The organism is Metabacillus rhizolycopersici (assembly GCF_020075705.1).
The window spans coordinates 37,694-59,076 of the sequence record NZ_JAIQUM010000029.1; the positions used below are offsets into that span (position 1 = coordinate 37,694).

At 37.1% G+C, this 21,383-nt stretch carries 13 protein-coding genes, 1 rRNA gene and 2 riboswitches; of the genes, 11 read left to right on the forward strand and 3 right to left on the reverse strand.

Going from position 1 to position 21,383, the window contains the following annotated elements:
- Positions 1-102: 102 nt before the first annotated feature.
- Positions 103-2,457 (forward strand): ABC transporter permease, encoded by a 2,355-nt coding sequence (locus K9V48_RS13790; RefSeq protein ID WP_224139549.1) that lies wholly within the window; start codon positions 103-105, stop codon positions 2,455-2,457.
- A gap of 168 nt (positions 2,458-2,625) precedes the next feature.
- Positions 2,626-3,393, forward strand: coding sequence for an ABC transporter ATP-binding protein (locus tag K9V48_RS13795; protein WP_224139550.1), 768 nt, complete (start codon positions 2,626-2,628; stop codon positions 3,391-3,393).
- A gap of 532 nt (positions 3,394-3,925) precedes the next feature.
- Here the strand turns inward: K9V48_RS13795 and K9V48_RS13800 are convergent.
- Positions 3,926-4,651 (reverse strand): HAD family hydrolase, encoded by a 726-nt coding sequence (locus K9V48_RS13800; RefSeq protein WP_224139551.1) that lies wholly within the window; start codon positions 4,649-4,651, stop codon positions 3,926-3,928.
- Positions 4,652-4,792: 141 nt separating this feature from the next.
- Between K9V48_RS13800 and K9V48_RS29990 the strand changes: the two genes are divergently transcribed.
- A complete protein-coding gene (locus K9V48_RS29990) occupies positions 4,793-4,903 on the forward strand; it encodes a hypothetical protein (protein WP_438803895.1) in 111 nt (36 codons plus the stop codon).
- A 441-nt stretch (positions 4,904-5,344) separates the two neighbouring features.
- Here the strand turns inward: K9V48_RS29990 and K9V48_RS13810 are convergent, their stop codons facing one another.
- Positions 5,345-6,286, reverse strand: coding sequence for an AraC family transcriptional regulator (locus K9V48_RS13810; protein WP_224139552.1), 942 nt, complete (start codon positions 6,284-6,286; stop codon positions 5,345-5,347).
- A 317-nt stretch (positions 6,287-6,603) separates the two neighbouring features.
- Here K9V48_RS13810 and K9V48_RS13815 point away from each other — a divergent pair, with 317 nt between their 5' ends.
- Positions 6,604-8,727, forward strand: coding sequence for a glycoside hydrolase family 3 protein (locus tag K9V48_RS13815; protein ID WP_224139553.1), 2,124 nt, complete (start codon positions 6,604-6,606; stop codon positions 8,725-8,727).
- A gap of 682 nt (positions 8,728-9,409) precedes the next feature.
- Positions 9,410-10,549 (forward strand): CAP domain-containing protein, encoded by a 1,140-nt coding sequence (locus K9V48_RS13820; RefSeq protein WP_308012581.1) that lies wholly within the window; start codon positions 9,410-9,412, stop codon positions 10,547-10,549.
- A 58-nt stretch (positions 10,550-10,607) separates the two neighbouring features.
- On the opposite strand, the gene K9V48_RS13825 is transcribed toward K9V48_RS13820, so the two are convergent.
- Positions 10,608-12,581, reverse strand: coding sequence for a methyl-accepting chemotaxis protein (locus tag K9V48_RS13825; protein WP_224139555.1), 1,974 nt, complete (start codon positions 12,579-12,581; stop codon positions 10,608-10,610).
- A gap of 234 nt (positions 12,582-12,815) precedes the next feature.
- Here K9V48_RS13825 and K9V48_RS13830 point away from each other — a divergent pair, with 234 nt between their 5' ends.
- The 6 genes from K9V48_RS13830 to K9V48_RS13855 form a co-directional block, all read left to right on the forward strand.
- Positions 12,816-13,778 carry an AAA family ATPase gene (locus K9V48_RS13830; protein WP_224139556.1) on the forward strand — a complete coding sequence of 321 codons (963 nt, stop codon included), beginning with the start codon at positions 12,816-12,818 and terminating at the stop codon, positions 13,776-13,778.
- On the forward strand, positions 13,778-14,998 hold the full coding sequence (locus tag K9V48_RS13835) for a DUF58 domain-containing protein (RefSeq protein ID WP_224139557.1): 1,221 nt from the start codon (positions 13,778-13,780) through the stop codon (positions 14,996-14,998). Before K9V48_RS13830 ends, K9V48_RS13835 begins: the two co-directional genes overlap by 1 nt.
- Positions 14,995-17,196, forward strand: a complete 2,202-nt coding sequence (locus K9V48_RS13840) for a transglutaminase TgpA family protein (protein ID WP_224139558.1) — start codon at positions 14,995-14,997, stop codon at positions 17,194-17,196. The genes K9V48_RS13835 and K9V48_RS13840 overlap by 4 nt, the downstream gene beginning before the upstream one ends.
- 26 nt (positions 17,197-17,222) lie before the next feature.
- Positions 17,223-17,324: riboswitch (purine riboswitch) on the forward strand.
- A 275-nt stretch (positions 17,325-17,599) separates the two neighbouring features.
- Positions 17,600-19,120: a glutamine-hydrolyzing GMP synthase gene (gene guaA / locus K9V48_RS13845; protein ID WP_224139566.1), complete on the forward strand. Its 1,521-nt coding sequence runs from the start codon at positions 17,600-17,602 to the stop codon at positions 19,118-19,120.
- 82 nt (positions 19,121-19,202) lie between these two features.
- Positions 19,203-19,304: riboswitch (purine riboswitch) on the forward strand.
- A gap of 333 nt (positions 19,305-19,637) precedes the next feature.
- Positions 19,638-20,960, forward strand: a complete 1,323-nt coding sequence (locus K9V48_RS13850) for an NCS2 family permease (protein ID WP_224139559.1) — start codon at positions 19,638-19,640, stop codon at positions 20,958-20,960.
- 343 nt (positions 20,961-21,303) lie between these two features.
- Positions 21,304-21,383 (forward strand): 16S ribosomal RNA (locus K9V48_RS13855); the annotation flags it as partial.

Below are 21,383 nucleotides of genomic sequence, written 5' to 3' on the forward strand. Positions count from 1 at the left end.
TCAAAAGGTAGATGGAACTTATTCTTCTGAAGCAATGACAAAGATTGATAGAGACAAGGATAAAACAGAAAAATTTTATCGATGCAGGAAGGAGAAAAGATAATGTTTTTGAAAATAGTCAAAAATGATTTCCTCAGGAACAAAATTGTAACGATGACAGTATTTATATTTATCACGATGGCCGTTATTTTGGCAGCTAGTGCCATCAATAACATTGCTAATCTGATTCAGGCGATGCCAGATTTTCAGGAGAGTGCAGTACCAGCTGACATTACGGTGATGCATGCTGGAGAATATGACCAGGCAGAAATTGACCAATTCACAGAACAATACCGTGACTATATAGCGATGCAGGAGACGATGGTTCTTCAGAATATTGATGGAAGCAAAATTCATTTTGGCCAAAATCAAACGATGGCTGGAACTATACAGGATATTTCATTTGTTATACAGAATAAGAAATTTGATTTTATATTGGATTTGGATAATGAAAGGCTGGATGTAAAGGAAGGTTTCGTTGCCGTTCCCATCTATTTCATGGAACAATATGACTTAAAAATAGGTGATACGATTAAGGTGAAAAGTGGAGGGTATGAGAAAGAGTTTGTCATTTCAGATTATGCAAGAGATTTTGAGATGAACTCTTCCCTTACTTCTTCGAAACGGTTTGTGATCAATCAGAATGACTATGATGAAATGCTTGAAATGCAGGCTGGGGAACTGGAATATCTGATCGAATTCAAGCTGTATGAAAATGGGGATTCTGCTGTTGTTCAGACTGCCTATATCGAAGCGAGTCTTCCGGCAAATGGTCCTATAATCGAAGGAAAGATATTTACAATGTTTAATGCCATGTCAGATATGGCAGTTGCGATTGTCATTATATTTATTAGTATTCTGCTTATTGTGATTGCTTCGCTCTGTATCAGACTTACATTTCTGGCAACGATTGATGGAGATATTAGAGAAATCGGTGTTATGAAAGCAATGGGGATATCTAAAAAAGATATAAAAAAGGTCTATCTTAACAAGTACAGAGTCATCTCAGTAGCAGCCGGTATTATCGGTTATCTGCTTTCCTTTGCAGCAGTAAATCTGTTAAACGGTAATATGAGACTTTACATATCTTCCGATTTATCAGGTAGCTTAAAATATGTACTATCGCTTATAGCTCCATTACTTGTCTATTTCATGATTGTGATGTACTGCCAGCAAGTACTGAAAAGAATCGATAAGATTTCTGCGGTGGAAGCATTACGTTCGGATATCATGGAGCGTGGAAAGAGCCGAAAATACAGTTTTCCACTTCTTAAGAACAAATTCTTCAGCACCAATATTTACATGGGACTTAGGGATGTATTTAAGCGTTTCAAATTATACAGGTTACTGTTTTTTATTTTTGTCGTATGTACGTTTATTGTCATCCTTCCGTTAAATATTTATAACACCATGAATTCACCGGAATTTTCCACATACATGGGAATAGGAAAATCCGACATGAGAATCGATCTTCGAAGGACAGATACGATTACAGAAGGTTTTAAAAAGCTGCAGGAAGAGCTGAAGAATGATTCAGATATTGAAAAGTATGCGACCTACATTACAAGTTCCTACCAGGTCAAAAACGCGGAAGATTCCTGGGACTATATTAATATTGAAACAGGAGATTTTTCCGTATTTCCATTAAATTATCTGGAAGGGAGAGCACCGAAGGGAGAAGGGGAAATCTCACTTTCCTATGCAAATGCGTCAAAAGATGGATTAAACAAGAAAGTGGGAGATGAGGTAACCGTCAGGGTTGGCGGGGAAGAACAGACTTTATCAGTCACGGGTATTTATCAGGATATTACAAATGGGGGAAAAACAGCAAAGGCGCATACGAGTCTTGGGGTAAATGAAGAGGCTGTTCTTTGGTATATTGTGAGCATGGATATGGCTCCGGGCGTTGATAAACGCGTGAAAATGGACTACTACCAGAATGCTTACGATTCTGCGCAGGTAAATGATATCAAAGAATATACTGGGCAGACTCTTGGAAATATCATTGATCAGATGAGCCAGATTGTTATAGGCGGAATCGCAATAGCAGTAATCATTGCTGTATTGATAACTGCATTATTCCTTCGGATGTTATTATCAAAGGATATGTCTCAGATTGCCATCATGCGAAGTATGGGATTAACTTCTAAAAATATTAAACATCAATATATGGCAGGAACTATGATGGTACTCATATTGGGAATCATAGTTGGAGTGCTGGCTTCTAATTATTTAGGGGAATTTCTTGTAAGTATGGCAATGTCCTCTATGGGAGCTGCAAAAATTGAATTGGTTAATGTTGCCTGGCAGACTTGGCTGCTATGCCCGTTAGCGCTGATTGTAGTCGTTGGACTTACTATTTCTGTGTGCTGTAAGGTAACAGTAGAAGATGATTTATCAGTAGTTTTAAGAAGTTAGAACGGCTGAAAAAGGTCGGGGTTGAGGCGTATCACCGAAGATGGAAGAAGCCTCCTGCATGAAGGCATCGATGCAGAAAAGAATGTACGTTTCTGGAAAAACAAGGAATTACATGGTGTCTCTGCGGTATAGACCTTGGTTTAAATATATGGCATTGGAGGAATATAGATGAGCAATATATTAGAAGCAAGAAGTATGAACAAAAAAGTAGAATTAGGAAAAGATAATGAGCTTCATATCTTAAAGGATGTAAATCTGGATATAGAAGAAGGTGAATTCGTATCGGTCATGGGGCCATCCGGAAGCGGGAAGACAACGCTGCTATATAATGTAAGCGGTATGGATAGAATTACTTCTGGTAGTGTGAAATTTAAAGGCCGTGAAATCGGCAGTCTAAAAGAAGAAGAACTGGCGAAGATTCGACTGGAAACAATGGGATTTATCTTTCAGGATATTAATCTATTAAAGAATCTGTCATTGATTGACAATGTTATGTTTCCTGCTCTTGTATCAAAAGATGCGGATAAAAATGCGGTACATCAAAAAGCAAAAAAACTGTTGGAAATGACAGGAATTGAAAAGCTTGCAGATCATAATATCACTCAAGGCTCTGGTGGACAGCTGCAGAGATTCGGCATCTGCAGAGCATTGATAAATAATCCGGATATCATATTTGGAGATGAACCGACCGGAGCATTAGATTCCAATTCGACAGCAGAGATTATGTCAATTCTTGCAGAGATTAATAAAAAAGGGACAACCGTAATGCTCGTTACGCATGATGTAAAGGTGGCAGCAAAAACCGAAAGAGTATTGTATATGGTAGATGGAAATCTTGTTGCACAGAAGAAAATGCGTAAATACGATGCGCAGCATGACGATATTAAGGAAAGAGAAGAAAGCATTATGAAATGGTTAGTGGAAAATGGATTCTAATTTTTCATTGGCATTTGCATAAAGTTCATATGGGGAATTTAGGTAAGTTCGAAAGGGAAAGTTAGAATATTTGTAAGGAAAGACACGCTAACAATTTGCTAACGCAATCAAGTAGAAATAATGAAATTATGTTAAAGATGTTACGCTCCTAATTTTTACAGACCTAGATATATCGCGCTTTTTGAACACAACATTAAAGATATTACACACTCTCATCTTACGGGCGGCATGATGTAATTAGGGTTTAATATCCCTTTTACATCAACGTTTTACCGATTAGTAATAAAATTTTGTTCACGTAATTTAAAAAGTGATATTTATAAGAGAAGGTCTTTCATCAGTTTACCAAACCGTTAGGAGGCCTTTTTTCCATGTTTGTGGTCATATGAGCATAGATATTTGTCTTGCTTTTTTGATTGCTATATTTCATAAATCTTTAAATGACAATAAAAAAACGAGTATAAAACCTATGTGATTTCATACTCGATGTATTTAATAGTACTATTTCTAATGTTTTTCCATGTTGTAAGTTTTACTTAAGGATAATCGAATGTCTTTCACTGGTCTTAAATATGTCCAGTAACTCTTTTGCATTATAAACGATGTGATCTGGCTTCACAGTGCCTTTAGGCATTTTTCTGTTGCGATGATTCATCCAGATGGCATGCCAGCCTGCTTGTTTTGCACCTACCATATCATTATCAAAAGAATCACCAATATAGACTGTTTTTGCTTTGTCTAATTGAAGTTTGGTTTCGAGGATGTGAAATGCTTCTCTTGTTGGTTTAGAGTAGCCAATGGACTCAGAAATAAATAGATGCTCTTCAGGAATCCATCTAGTTAAGTTCAACTGCTTTATTTTCATCGCTTGATGACCCTCAGACCCATTTGTAAGGATAGCGAGTTGTTTCTTTTGCTGATACAGCAATTCTAACAATTCTACAACTTCGTCAAATAAGACTATTTTTTGTTGTTCCTCAACATATGCTTCTTGGAAATACATTGCTTTTTGCGTACTAATCGCAATGCCAAGCTCGTCACATGCATCTGTAATTCGACGTATATGCATATCTTTTACTGATAGTTCACCCGCTACACTTTTATCAAATAGCGCATCACTATGCTTTCTGCTCACCTTGTAAAAGTTTTCTAGCTCTTCCTCTGTAAACGGTTTTTGAAAGATTCTCTTGCATGTATTTTTAAAGGATAATGCCTGATCATATAATGTGTCATCAACATCAAAAATAATTGTATCCATTCTATCAACCTCCATCACTATCATACCTATAAAACTAGAAATCGTACAGATTGAAAATCATGGACACGGAATCCTTCTATCATTGCTTGCGGGACATGTGAGTCTATTGCACCAGATATTTTCGCTTATGATGAGGAAGGAATTTCTTATGTTATTTTAGATGATAATAAGGGGATTGAGGCAGTGCCTGAAGAATCTGTCGGGGATTTGGAGGATGCGGAAGAAGTATGTCCATTGAATCTATTAAAGTAGGAACATGTCCGTTTAATGAACCTGCCGTCAGTTAAATAGACTATTGCAAAGAGAATCTACTATATATAAATGATGAATGTTGTTACATAACTGCAAATTGGACCAGCAATTATAAAGGCTAGATTCGAGAGGCTTTCCTTAAGCTAGTGACCTTAAAGGAAAGCCTCTTTTTAATGATAAGAAAGTATAAATTTCTTGACCTAGTTTTCGTGTCCAGCGCAAGCATCCGGCCCCTCTTCGGTCTAAGTCACTTAGGAATTGAAGGCAAAGAACACCTTCTATTCCTGAGCGTCTTATTTGCCCGAGGCTGAACAAGGCGCTTGCGCTTTTCATAATGTTCTTGCATATATCCTAGAAGCATTGCTATCACAATGACCAATCGTCTAATTGTATTTCTTTACTATGAATCTTTGTTCAAGCAAGAAGCGCGTAAAGGTGTGCTCAAATAAGTGCTGTGCTGGATCGATCATAATATAAATTTTTATACTCCTTTTGGAACCTTTTTGGAGAAAGATTGTATTCCTTTTTGAAGAGTCTGTAAAAACTAGAATAATCAGGAAAGCCGCAATTCAAGGCAATTTTCTCGATGGAGAGCTGATTTTGTTTAATCATTGTTACTGCAAACGATAGACGCTTTAATGAGACGTAACGGTAAAAGGGTAGATTCATGTTTTTCTTAAAGTAATGAGAAAAATAATATTTATTTAAATGAAAATGTTTAGATACATTTTCTAAACTTAAATCCGGCTCTGTCAAATGTGATTCAATGTATTCAAGTATCGATACGAACCTTTGGTCTAGTTCATCCTTGTTACTAAGGTCTGGCCTATTACTTGCAGGATCGAAGATGACTTGAAGCACTTGAAATAATAGGTAATGTAATGAAAAAGAAAAAGTATCTTCACCATTTTTTATTCGATCATTTAATTCTTGAAGGAGAGAAATGATATCCTGAAAGTTTTTTGAATGCAGATGTAATAGATAAGAACCTCGTGTCTTTTGATAAACAATATTCTCTTTCATTGATGGAGAACTCGATATAAAGTCGTCCATTAAGTGTTCATTAACACTAACAATGATGCGTTCATAGCTATCGGGACTTTTAACAATTGCTTTATGAACAGCATAAGGAGGTATTACAACTACATCTCCTCTTTTTAGGGAATATGTCTTTCCTTCACAAAAGAATTCACACTCCCCGTTTAAAAAGACAAGAATCTCCAAAGCATCGTGCCGATGTAATCGGAATAGAGGCTCTAATTGGGAAAAAATCTCTGGTGATTCATTATATTTCTTGAGCCGATCATAGAATTGATTTTTTTTGCTAAAGTAATTAATTTCAAACCCTTTATTTATAACTGGTATGAGAGCAGCTTGCTTCATTATGATGTTCTCCTCTCGAATAGCAATATTTACAATGTTTTTAGCAATAAGTATCATTTATTTTTAGGTTTTTGTTGTTATTATAACATTGAATAAGAAAATGATATTAAGTTTATTAAGTTTTCTATGAATAAAAGTGAACGAATCGATAGTTTATCAAAATTCTCAAACAGCTGTTAGAAATCTCAAAATTGAGTTCCCTTATTATAAGAGATATCTAAGTGGGAACAATATGTGGAGTATCTAGCAGTAGAAAAGCAAAATAGATTCATCTCCAAGGTGTAATTAAAGGGAGATAAAGATTAGGAGGATTTAAAATGGAAAAGAACCATAAACAACCTGAGTTAGAGGTTAGATCCAAGAAGATTATTGAAGTTGATGGTTTACAATTTAAAGATTTAAATAATGATGGGAAGCTAGATCCTTATGAGGATTGGCGTTTAAGCCCTAAAGAGCGTGCGGAGAACCTAGTTTCATTGATGAATACCGACGAAAAAATCGGTATGATGCTAATTAATACGCGCAGAATGGGACTTTCTCAGGAAGATAAGGAAAAGACCAGTCATGATGGTGTAATAGACGAGGCAATTGTAGAAAAAGGGCAAAGTATATTTGCTACATCAAAAGTATATGGAACAACACATACTCTTGAGAAAAGACATTTAAGACACTTCATTTTAAGAGATAACTTTAGCCCAGCTGAAATCGCAGAGTGGCTTAACAAAATGAATGAGATTGCTGAAGGAACACGCTTAGGTATTCCTTGCTTAGTTACATCGAATTCAAGAAATGAAAATGCAGAATCTATCTTTGGTATGAATGATGCAGGAGGAGTTTTCTCTACATGGCCTGGAACTTTAGGACTTGCAGCGGCAGCACAAGGAGAGATTAAAAACGGTGGCGATGCATCACTTATTAGCGAATTTGCTGAAATCGCCCGCAAAGAGTGGGATGCTACTGGTATTAGAAAAGGTTATATGTACATGGCGGATACGGTTACAGATCCGAGATGGCAACGTACGTATGGTACGTTTGGAGAAGATCCAGAATTTATTTCTGATGCTATTGGTCGCCTTATCGATGGATTCCAAGGTGAGGAATTAGGAAAGAACAGTATTGCACTAACAACGAAGCATTTCCCTGGTGGAGGAGCAAGGGAGAATGGATTTGACCCTCACTATGAAGAAGGAAAGTGGAATCTTTACCCAACTCCAGGCAGCTTAGAAAAATATCATTTACCACCATTTAGAGCAGCGGTAGAGCATGGAACATCATCTATCATGCCATATTATTCTATCCCAAGCATCAAGAAGAGTGTGGTACAAGAGTTTGAAGGCGAAGACATTCCATTCGAAGAAGTAGGCTTCACATTCAATCACTATTTCATTAACCATATTTTAAGAGGCAAGCTTGGCTTTAAAGGCTATATTAACAGTGACAGCGGTATTGTGAATAATATGAGCTGGGGCGTGGAAAAATTAAGCGAAGCTGAACGTTTTGCGAAAGCAGTTAATGCTGGGACAGATATTGTTGCTGACACAAATGATATCGAAAATCTTAAAATTGCTGTTAGCAAAGGCTGGATCAGTGAAAAGCGTATTAATGAAGCAAACGTACGACTTCTAACAGAAATGTTTACATTAGGTATTTTTGATGATCGTACATATAATTCACCAGAAGCGGCTACAGCTGTAGTTAGCAATAAAGAGAATTGGGACGCAGCTTATGAAGGACATAAGAAATCTGTAACAATTCTTAAAAACCAAAACGAAACATTACCATTAACAGCTGAAAAGCTTGATAATAAAAAGGTTTATGTGGAAGTACTACACAAGGAAGTAGAAAGAGCAACAAAATACACTGAGCAAGCAAGAAAAGAATGTGAAGAGCTTGGTCTATTTACAATGACTGATAACTATGAAGAAGCTGACGTAGCAATTATATTCTTACATCCAAAATCAGGCTCTTACTTCAACGCGACACCTGGACTATTAGAGCTTGAGATTTGTGAGGACAAAGTAGTATCATCTTTAGATGGCTCATTGTATCAGGAAACGACTATAACTGGTATGGATCATCTAAAAGAAGTGACAAACAATGTTCATAGCCGTGGTGGAAAAGTCGTTATGAGTGTGAATGTAACATTGCCATGGATACTAGGAAATATTGAGCCAATGGCAGATGCATTAATCGCTGGATATGATACTTTCTATAATGCACAGCTTGAGGTTATCGCAGGTAATAGTAAACCAGTAGGTGTTTTACCATTAACATTACCAGCGAGTGAGGATGTAATCGCGGTTCGTCAAAATGGCGAATGTGTTTCTAGAAACGATGTACCAGGCTATGACAAGGACAAATATATGCCTGCAGGACTATCATATGCATATAAGGATAGCGATGGTAATGTCTATAGACTAGGTCATGGATTAACTTATTAATAATAAAAAAATCTGCTAATCCTAAGGATTTATCGTATTAATCCTCTTTAGGTAGACATGAAAAAAAGAGAGCATGCTAATAGGTTCTCAGATAGTCTGCCTGAAGGGGATTTTTCAATGGAAGTATAAAGATGGATTTAGTTGAAGAAGAAAAAGCCTCATGCCTTGAGAATGATTTGGCATGGGGCTTTTTGGTTGTTGTTCTGTGAGCATCTTATGCTTTTGTTCTTGAGAGATTAACTTTAGAAGTAGATGTCGAAATTTGCTGAATGATAGATAAATCCAAAAAGTTGATAGATTTTTGCGCAAAGTTGATAGATTATCATCTATTATCAAGGAAATCTCCATCATCACCCAAATTCTTGTCTTGTGGAAAAGCGCACGACATCCAGCACTTGTGCTTTAGATTTGCTGGTAGGTTACTTTTGCCATATTAAGAAGGCTAAGGCTGAGGCGGATAACAGCTCGCCTTTTTTATAACTTACAACAACTTTATTTTTATAGGTGGGATTCCCTAGGGTGTAATAATTCGAATCTGTCTTAATCGTATCCTTTTTGACAACACCTTCTGAATAATTGTTAATCCAACATCACTTGTTGCTAATCGGCCTCTATTATTTGTTCTTACTTTAAGAATTTGCTACAATCATGGCAAAAATAATAAATGAAATATAAGACAGGAGTGTCAATTTTGCCGAAAATACGAAATATTGTCGCTCTATTACTTGTAGTAGGTGGGTTTTGGTATTTTTACGGAGAGACATACAACCAGTTCGGTGTGGAGGGCGTTTTTTCAGAAATTCGTTCAGATATTAATGGAATAAAAGAGAATCCAGAAGTAATAGCTGCGGTTAATTATGCGAGCAATGAGATTCAACATTGGTTGGGTGAGTTAACGCAAAGTCTACAAGAAAACGAACCACAAAATCAAAATGTTGCTGAAAAGCCACAGTTGGATGCACCTTCTGAACAATCCTTTTCCATTCATAATGTCGAACTTGGTGATGATCGTTCAGAAGTAGAACAGCAAGTAGGTCCTGCAAAGCGGTCTACCTTGAATGAATATGGAATCGAGTGGGTTGCTTACCACGAAAACTATCAAAACTTTTTCATGGCTGCTTATGATGAACAAAATAAAGTGGTTGGATTATATACAAATCAGGATTTATTAGCCTCTACAAATGGAATTACCTTCAAAAATTCAAGAGAATCCGTTCTTAAAATGACGAATGACCCTCTAGAAAGCATACGAAAGGGATTTGTGTCTTACCAAATTCAAAATAATCAAGAATATGATACGTTTCTTATTGATAACAATTATGTGACGATTTTTTATGATAAACACGAAGACAACTCGGTCACGGCCATTCAAATCATCAGCGGGGAACTTGAACAGAAAAAGGAAAAATTTTTTACAGATGCAAGTGCTGAGCTGAAAGAGGGATTTGAATATCAATTGTTCGACCTGACGAATGCCGCGAGAGTGAATCACGGCCTCTCTGTTCTTTCCTGGGAGGAAGCGGTACGAGAGACTGCTCGTGGCCACAGCACAGATATGGCCGACAACAATTACTTCAGCCATACGAATCTTGAAGGACAATCTCCTTTTGATCGCATGACTGCAGACCGTATTTCCTATCGGATGGCTGGAGAAAACCTCGCAATGGGACAATTAAGTAGTATTTTTGCTCACGAAGGCTTGATGAACTCACTTGGTCACCGGGAAAATATTTTGCAATCCGATTTTGAATCATTAGCAGTAGGTGTTGCTTTTAATGCAGAATCACGTCCATATTATACTGAGAATTTTTTGACTAAATAGCAGGAAAGAGGACGACTCTTTTGTTGTTTAGTCGTCCTCTTTGATTCATTCATTACTACTAAATATTAAATTGACGGACTAAATCATTTAAATCTTTGGAAAGGTTCTCTAAGGCTTTAGCATTGTTGCTAATTTGTTCCATAGAACTGCTTGTTTGCTGTGAAGAATCTGCTGTTTCTTCAATTCCTGCAGCAGATTCCCCAGAAATTGACGCGATCTGTTCAATAACTGATTGGATTGTAGCGGTATCATTGTTGATTTGTGCTAGGTTGGTAACAATGCCATTGATTTTTTCAACCATATTAGAAACTGCATCAGTTATTTCTACAAATGTTTTTCCTGTCGTTTGAATTTGTATCGTCCCTGATGAGACTTTTTCATACCCTTCTTCTAAAGAAGCCGTTACTTGTTTTGAGCCGTGTTGAATACTGTTTACAGTTTGTGTAATATCACCAACTGAGAGCTTCACTTGCCCCGAAAGTTTCCGAACCTCATCAGCTACGACAGCAAAGCCTTTCCCATGTTCTCCGGCTCTAGCTGCTTCTATTGCTGCATTCAAAGCTAATAAATTCGTCTGCTCAGCAATATTTTGAATGACTTTAATCATTTCGGTAATTTGTTCCGCTTGTTCATCTAATTCATTTACCTTGGCTACTGAATCTGTCACAATGTTATATATCAAACTCATTTCCTTTACTGAGATCTCCATCATTTTGCGTCCTTGCTCTGTTAATTCTAACACCTGCTTTGTTGTGAAGGATATTTCATCACCGTTTTTGGCTGCAAATTGAGTCTTTCTAGAAAAGTCTGACATTTTCTCAGCTAACTTTAATGATGAATTAGCTTGCGATTCAGCTCCAACGGATAATTCTTGCATGGTAGTAGCAATTTGTTGACTTCCAGCACTCATTTCATTAGCTGATTGCGTAAGAAGGGTGCTCTGATTTTTAATGACATCTGAAGTATTTCTAATTTTTAGGACCATTTCTTTAAAGTTTTTCTGCATTTGGATCATAGATTTTGTTAGTAGTCCGATTTCGTCAGCACTCTCTTTGCCTTGATAGTGTTTGTCAAAATTCCCCTTAGCAAGCTCATCCATAAAATACGCAACTTGTTTTATTGGGTGAGAAATCGATCTACTAAATAATAGGGCTACGATGGTAACAAGTAGAAGTGTGAGACCTAAAACAATGAGCGTTATTAATGTAGTCGTTTGATCGACTTGTTTTATGATCGAAATATCTTGTGTAATCCCGATCATTCCGATAACGACTGTTTTAGTAGGATCATACATTGGTATGAAGGTTTGAAGAGACTCCTCGTTATCAAGAGATATTTCTGTTCCAGAAAGTACCTTATCAATTGTTACTTGATCTTTTAAATACGTACCAACTTGATCATTATTAGATGAAGCAATGGTTTCTCCTTTTTCATTATAAAGGTTTAGTTGTACGCCTTGGATTGATTGTGTGATTTTCTCTAGAAAGTGATCATCGATTCCTGTTTGCAGAGTACCTATAACTTCATTGTTATATTTAATTGGAACAAAAGCACGAACGGCCAAACCGCTACTACCAAATTCAAACCCTGATAGTTCTTCTCCATTCAATGTTGCCTGGATAGCAGCAAGCCCACCTTTGTCATCACCAAATTTTGCAGGATTATGCCCTCTGAAAGAAACAATTCCATGCTCATCTCCAAATTCAAATACGCTTAGTTTCTGTTCTTTATGCAATCGATCAAAAATCGGTTGAACTTCTACAGCTAAGGAATCGCGTGTACTTGTCCGGAAAGTATTGATAAGTTCTTTGTCTTGGGCATAGAGTTTTGTCAGCTCTAAAAGTTCCATTGAAGCAATATTTAGACTATTGATAACAGAGTTCTTAGTCGATTCTTGAGTTTGTTTCGTGAGTGTTGAAAAACCACGATCTATGTTGAATAAAAGAATACCACTTAAAAGAACTAATGGAATGATTGCTGTTGAGCACAATACGAGTAATAATTTTTTGTTTAAAGATTTAAGTTTAAACATGAAGGTAGTTCTCCTTTGTTAGAATACTGCGTCGATTTAATCGAACAATTATACCCTATAAAAGTTTTTATTTATAGTTTTTTTCTCTATCAAAATAAGGTTGAATTTATGAGAGGTATATCGGCTTGTATAAAAGACGAAAACATATTGAAAATGATAAAAAGGGTTTTGATAAATATTCTAGGAATACTATAATTAGGAAATGAGGTTGAAACTCATCATAGGAGGAAGATTATGTCTCAAATTGAAGAAATGCATCCAAAACTCGGTCAGGTGATAGAGAATATTGGAAATGTAATGGTTGGAAAGCGAGATGTTAGTGTACTTAGTCTTGTTGCGTTACTTGCTAATGGGCATGTTTTACTTGAAGATGTGCCGGGTGTTGGGAAAACGATGATGGTGCGTGCGCTTGCTAAGTCGGTAGGTGTAGAATTTAAACGAATTCAATTTACCCCTGATTTATTGCCATCAGATGTAACAGGTGTTTCAATTTATAACCCTAAGGAACTTCAATTTGAGTTTCGTGAAGGTCCCATTTTTGGAAATATTATTTTAGCAGATGAAATAAACCGTACATCTCCTAAAACTCAATCTGCATTACTTGAAGGGATGGAGGAGGGAAGCATCACAGTTGATGGCACAACAAGAATCCTCGCTAAACCATTCTTCGTAATGGCAACCCAAAATCCAGTAGATTACGAGGGAACATATCCATTACCTGAGGCTCAACTTGATCGGTTTTTATTTAAGTTACGAATGGGTTACCCAACTAAAAGTGAAGAATTTGACGTTCTTACATTAGCTGAAAAAGAAAGGCCGATTCATACGATTGAAAGTGTTATTACAAAAGAGGAATTAGTTGCACTCCAGAACGAAATTCAACATGTGTATGTTGATGAAACGATTAAGCATTATATTATTGAGATTACTGGGAACACGAGAAGGCATCCATCTGTCTATTTGGGTGCAAGTCCCCGCGCATCCATCTCATTAATGAAGGCAGCTCAGGCGTATGCATTTATTACAGGTAGAGATTACATCATTCCTGATGATATTCAATATTTAGCGCAATTTGCGTTGCCGCACCGAATGATCTTAAGGTCTGAGGCAAAATTCGAGGGGAAAACTGCTGAGGATATAGTTGGTGAACTTTTAGATAGGACGTCTGTCCCTGTTCGAAAGTCGTTAAGCCGGTAATGAAAGAATTTTATAAAAAGCTCCGTGCTGTGTGGAAACTAGTTTCCCTCCTATTTCTCACGTTAGCGGCATTTAGCTATGCGATGTTTCAAGGTGGCTTTGTAAGCTGGTTTCTCTTCTATAGCTTTTTCCCTTTTGCGGTGTATTCGCTTTTACTACTGCTCTATCCGATTCGTTCATTTATGGCTTCTAGAACAGTTAGCCAAGAGCAATATACTGTTGGCCAAAGACTTATAGGGATGATTACGATTAAGAGAAGGTTTCCTTTTCCGCTCTTCTATCTATTAGTAGAGGACGAAATGACTGAAAAGTTACAAGGAAGTAAAAAAGTATCAGAGCCTAAGAAGCTCTTTTTCCCATGGTTTAAGCGGAGAGTTTCGTTTAGTTATGTATTACTTGAACTTCCACGAGGAGAGCATCAACTTTCCGCCATTCGTATTAGAACCGGGGATTTCTTTGGACTAATCGAAAAAGAGGTGACTTTTGAAGTCGAAAACACCTTTCTAGTCTATCCGCCATTTGTTAATTTCCGATATTATCCACAGCAAAGACGCTTTGAACAAGGGTCTGCCTCAACGGTAGCAAATTACCTCCACGATTCAACAATGGCTGTTGGGATTAGAGAGTACCAGGCTGGCGATAAATTATCCTGGATTGATTGGAAAGCAACCGCAAGAAGAGATTCGATCATGACAAAGGAATTTGAACAAATGCAAAGTCATGATGTTGTCATCATTTTAGACCGCGTAAAGTCGGACATGTTTGAATCGATTGTTACATATACCGCGTCTTTCATTCGGGCAATAATGAAAAGTGGAGCTCGAGTTGGTCTTATTTCAATCGGAAGTGATCGGCATATTTTTCCGTTACAATCTGATGAGGAGCATGGGAGGAACATGTTTTATCACCTTGCAAAAGTTGACTGTGATAGTAAAGAACCATTGTCTACCTTGTTAGAAAAAGATGTATTCAAAACTGAAATGAAGCAAGTAACAAACATTATTGTTACTAGTCAATTGACTTTAGATTTCGCTCGGAGACTTGAATACCTTGTGAAATTGCAACAATCGTACATGCTTTTTGTCATTAAAAGTGTTCATGATAAAACGTTAAATGAAGAAAAGGTCTTAATTGAAAGATTAAAAAAGCGTCATATTGATGTAAAAGTAATTAGTAGTCGAGATGATGGTAGAGGATATAAAGAGGTGAGGGAGGTATGAAAATAATAACTTCTCATGAAAGAAAAACAACAGCTTTTGTTTATTATTTTTTTGCGTTTATGTTGTTATGGGAGTGGCTGAGGCCTCTTCAGGAAGTGACGGATACGGCAAATACGTATATTTTTGTCATCTTTATAGGGGTTGGCTTTTTACTACTATTTCTTAAATTACGCTGGTATGTGACATTTCCTATTAAAATGATCCTTATTTTGACTATCCTGCACGGGCTTTATTTCGACGGTATCTTCTTTCGCTTCCTTTGGATGGAGGAATTTATCAGAGATATAATTAGTAATACAAGTTTAATACAGAGTGGGAATTGGAATAATATCACATCATCGTACAGGTCACTCTTGTTCTTCATTTTATTATGGTTACTCGTTTATTTGATTCATTATTGGATTCTTTTTCAAAAAAGGATTTTGTATTTCCTTCTATTGACACTCCTTTATATTACGGTTTTAGATACCTTTACTCCTTATGATGCGACACTAGCGATTGTACGAACTGTACTAATCGGTTTTTTCATGCTTGGGATGCTCCACTTTGATCGATTAAAAATAGTAGAAAATTTAAAGGTGAAGAGAGCGACCTCCATTCGTTGGATGGTACCACTACTTGCATTCGTTCTACTCTCAATGTTTCTTGCCCTGATCGCACCAAAGGCTTCACCGCAATGGGCTGATCCAGTCCCATTTATTACAGCCATTGGGCGTGAGGACGATGCTGCTGGAGGAATGAAGAAAATTGGTTTTAGTCAAAATGATGAAAAGCTTGGTGGAGGTTTTGTTGAGGATGATACAGATGTCTTTACACATGTGTCAGCTGATCGCCATTATTGGCGCGTTGAAACAAAGGATGTCTATACGGGGAAGGGCTGGGAGGTATCTGATCCAGAATCTAAATTAGAAGAACTGACAAATGTAGCTGAAAAATTAAGCTGGACTGATGAACGTGTAGAAACGAAAAGCTTAACATCTTCCGTAACGATTGATGAAAATTATCGTCATTTTCATCTGATGTATCCGTTAGGCCTAACGTCGATTCGCACAGATCAAGCTATGAGTTTTTATCTTAATCAAAATACGGAATTGATTACTCCTTTTCTAGATAATGAGGGTTCCCGAGAGGAATTTATGACATACGAAGTTAGCTATGACCTCCCTTCTTATCCAATCAATGAGATGAGAAAGGAACAACGCTTTACTGATAAGCCAGAAGGATTTATCGAACGGTACACACAATTACCTGATGCTCTACCTAACCGTGTTAAGGAGCTTGCGTTAGAGATTACTGCAGATAAGGAAAATCAGTACGATAAGGCGAAAGCGATTGAGAGCTATTTCAACTCAGCAGAATTTTCATATGAAACCGAGGATGTCACAATCCCTGAGAGAGATCAAGATTATGTTGATCAATTCCTTTTTGAGACATTAAAGGGCTATTGCGACAACTTTTCAACAGCGATGATTGCTTTATTACGTGCAAATGATATTCCTTCAAGATGGGTGAAGGGTTACACAGAAGGAGATTTTATTAGAAATATTAATAATGATGAAAAGGAATATCAAGTGACAAATAATAATGCCCATTCATGGGTGGAAGTTTATTTTGAAGGTGTTGGTTGGGTTCCATTTGAACCAACAAAGGGTTTTGTGAATCCTTACGAGATGACAAGTAATTATGGGAATGTGAAAGAACAAGATCAGCAGGAAGTAAAAGATGAGAGTGCTAAAAAGGAAGAGCAAACTCAAGAAAAACAAGTCCAAGAAGAAAAGGAGTCAACTTCAATGGCTGCTAATCCAGGATTCAACTTGTTTGGTAGTCGACTTGCTCACATTTCCTTATATGGAATAACCTTGTTGCTTCTTCTCGTCGGTTTTATCTTCTATAAAACGAGAATGAGATGGCTGCCGATGCTTATTATTAATAAATATAAAAAGCGCACCGATGATGAAGTATTTTTTCAAGCCTATGAATCACTATTAAAGCAATTGGATCGTTTCGGAATGAAAAGACGTGAAGGTCAAACTTTACGAGATTATGCCCAGGAAATTGACAGCTACTTTCAGAATGGACATATGTCAACATTGACGAAAAATTACGAAAAGGCATTGTACCGTCGTGATAATGCAAAGTTAGAATGGGAGCGATCAATTGAATTGTGGGAAAATTTAATTAAAGGGACATCATCTTGACCATTGGATTAGAGATTGATAGAATAGAAAAAATTACATACATCCTTCATATATCCTCGAAAATATGGTTCGAGAGTCTCTACCGGGTAACCGAAAATAACCTGACTATGAAGGCAGAATAAGTACGTACGTGGAATTAGGATTCTGCCTTCTTTTTATACTAATCGTGAAGTAGGAGTATAAGAAAAACTGAGCTTTCGCCATTTTGGTTTAGCGATAAGACAGGTTTTTCAATTGTTGAAGGACAGAGGACTAGTTTTTTTGCTATTTAGATGAAGTGCTGATAATAGTTAGTATTTACTAGGGTATGATACTTTATATGACGGCTATAGTCTTTTTAGTATAATCGCAATATTGCAATGAAAAAACGGATGAGGTGACATTAGTGGCAAAGAATCATGAAATGGTAGTGGTGTTAGACTTCGGAAGTCAGTATAATCAATTGATTACACGACGCATTCGCGAATTTGGTGTGTATAGTGAATTGCATCCACATACACTAACAGCGGAAGAAATTAAACAAATGAATCCGAAGGGAATTATTCTTTCGGGCGGGCCTAATAGTGTCTATGGAGAAAATGCTTTTAAATGTGACGAAGCGATTTTTGATTTAGGTATACCTGTGCTAGGAATTTGTTACGGTATGCAACTTATGACGCACACTCTCGGTGGAACAGTTGAACCGGCAGATCATCGTGAGTATGGAAAAGCTACGATTGATATTCAAGGACAACCATCCCTTTTTGCTGACTTACCTGAGCAACAAGTTGTGTGGATGAGTCATGGGGATCTTGTGAAGGAAATACCTCAAGGATTCCAAGTGGATGCTATAAGTGCATCTTGTCCATATGCGGCTATGAGTAACGAAGATCGTAAGTTTTATGGAGTTCAGTTTCACCCAGAGGTACGTCACTCTGAATTTGGAAATGAATTGTTGAAAAACTTTGTCTTTAAAATTTGTGAGTGCGCTGGCGATTGGTCAATGGAAAACTTCATTGAGATGGAAACAGATAAACTGAAGCAAAAGGTAGGAAATAAACAAGTACTTTGCGCGTTAAGTGGTGGAGTAGACTCATCAGTTGTAGCGGTTTTAATCCATAAAGCAATTGGTGACCAATTGACATGTATCTTTGTTGATCATGGATTATTGCGTAAAGATGAAGCTGAAGGTGTAATGAAGACGTTCAGTGAAGGCTTTAATATGAATGTTATTAAAGTTGATGCAAAGGATCGCTTTTTAAACAAATTAAAAGGTGTATCAGATCCAGAGCAAAAACGAAAAATTATCGGAAATGAATTTATTTACGTTTTTGACGATGAATCTGCTAAGTTAGAAGGTATTGACTTTTTAGCGCAAGGTACACTTTACACAGATATTATTGAGAGTGGCACTGCTACAGCACAAACAATAAAATCTCATCATAATGTAGGTGGACTTCCAGAAGATATGGAATTCGAATTAATCGAGCCACTAAGCACATTATTTAAAGATGAAGTTCGTGCTTTAGGTACAGAGCTAGGAATACCTGATGAAATTGTTTGGCGACAACCTTTCCCAGGACCAGGTCTTGGTATTCGGGTTCTTGGTGAGATTTCTGATGAAAAACTAGAAATTGTTCGTGAATCAGATTATATCTTACGCGAGGAAATTAGAAAGGCTGGCCTTGAACGTGATATATGGCAATACTTCACTGTTTTACCTGACATCCGTAGTGTTGGAGTAATGGGTGATGCTAGAACATATGACTATACAATTGGTATTCGTGCAGTTACATCAATCGATGGAATGACATCTGACTGGGCAAGAATTCCTTGGGATGTTCTAGAGGTTATCTCTACTAGAATCGTTAACGAAGTAAAACACATTAACCGTGTTGTTTATGATATTACAAGTAAACCACCTGCAACAATTGAGTGGGAATAAAACACGAACAAAACGAACGTTATCTAAGATAACGTTCGTTTTTTATTGACTAACCATCATTATTTCAGTATAGTGGTTATAAATTGAATAACTCAAATCACATCGTATAATTTTGGGGATATGGCCCAATAGTTTCTACCGAGCTACCGTAAAAGGCTTGACTACGAAGTAATTAAAGGGAGATGACCTTTAATTAACTAAGTTGTAGGCAAGTGTTCTCATTTTATATGATGAACGCTTTTTTTGTGTGTTATAAGAAATTATAAAGTTCTTGTACTGTGACTGTGGATAAGCGTACGACATCCAGATCCAGCGCCTAGCCCCTCTTGGTTCTAAGCCACTTTTGAATTGAAGGCAAAAAACACCTTCTATTCAAAAGCGTCTTATGCTTTTCGGGGCTGATCAAGGCGCTTGCGCTTTTGTTCTGCGGAAATGATTGTCTTTGCTTTGAGGGAAATACATAATAACCATTTGCTTCATACTACAATTGAATAAAATTCTAGGGGGTACAGTATTCATGAAAAAATATTTTCAATTTGAAGAATTAGGTACGAATTATCGCCGTGAATTTATTGGGGGATTAACGACCTTCTTGTCGATGGCATATATCTTGTTTGTAAATCCATTAACCCTATCATTGAGTGCAGTTCCTGATTTACCTGCTGAAATGAGAATGGATCAAGGTGCAGTGTTCGTAGCTACTGCAATTGCTGCAGCCGTTGGGTCGTTGCTTATGGGATTCATAGCTAAATATCCAATAGCGCTCGCACCAGGGATGGGGATAAATGCATTTTTCTCATTTACTGTCATTTTAACAATGGGTATCCCTTGGCAAACTGCGTTATCAGGTACGTTAGTTTCGGGTATCGTCTTTATTTTACTTACGTTATCGGGGTTGAGAGAGAAAATTATTAATTCAATTCCTACTGAGCTTAAATATGCTGTAGGTGCAGGTATTGGGGTTTACATTACATTTATCGGCTTCCAAAACGCCGGAATTATCGTGAACAATGATGCAACCTTAGTCGGACTCGGGGATTTATCAAAGCCAACAACGCTCTTAGCGATTTTTGGTGTTGTTTTGACAGTCATTCTAATGGTTCGTGGCGTTAAAGGTGGAATCTTCTATAGCATGATCATTACTGCAATAGTAGGAATGATTTTTAAGCTAATTAATGTTCCGACCCAAATTGTCGGATCTATCCCAAGTATAGAACCAACCTTTGGTCAAGCACTAATGAATTTAGATCAAATTTTTACGATTGAAATGTTAGTTGTCATTATTACTTTTCTTTTTGTAGACTTCTTTGATACTGCGGGCACATTAGTAGCGGTAGCGAATCAGGCGGGATTAATGAAGGAAAATAAACTGCCTAGGGCCGGAAAAGCTTTGTTTGCGGATGCGGCCGCCACAGTAGTAGGTGCGATTGTAGGTACATCTACCACTACATCTTATATCGAATCAAGTGCGGGAGTTGCAGCAGGTGCCAGAACAGGGTTTGCATCAGTTGTTACAGGTGGGCTTTTCTTACTAGCTTTGTTCTTTTCACCATTGTTAGGAGTAATTACTCCAGCAGTAACTGCGCCAGCCTTAATTATAGTAGGTGTACTAATGGTGTCATCATTAGGGAAAATTGATTGGGAACGTTTTGAAATTGCAGTCCCGGCATTCTTAACGATTATTGTGATGCCATTATCATATAGTATTGCAACTGGTATTGCGATCGGCTTCATTTTCTATCCTATTACAATGGCTTTAAAGGGAAGAGCGAAAGAAATACATCCAATCATGTATGGGCTGTTTGTTATTTTTATTTTGTATTTTATTTTCATAGTATAAAGAGGAAAGAGAGGAAGGTGGTGCATTGCGCTATTTTCCTCTCTTTTTAATATGATTGGAAAAAACATTTGAGAAATATGATTTTTTTGTTGACTCTACAATTGATTGCTGATAATATAATAAAAGTCAGTTGCGAGTTATACAAAACTTCGGTTTTTGAAAAAACACTTTTAAAAAAGTGTTGACACAATAACTCAGATATGGTAAATTGATAAAGTCGCTTCTGAGAGAAACGACATAACAAATGATCTTTGAAAACTAAACAAAACCAAGCGTGCCAACGTTAATTTCGATTGACAAAAACGTACTATATAGTACAAAACTTATGAGCAAGTCAAACACTTTATTGGAGAGTTTGATCCTGGCTCAGGACGAACGCTGGCGGCGTGCCTAATACATGCAAGTCGAGCGAATTGATGGGAG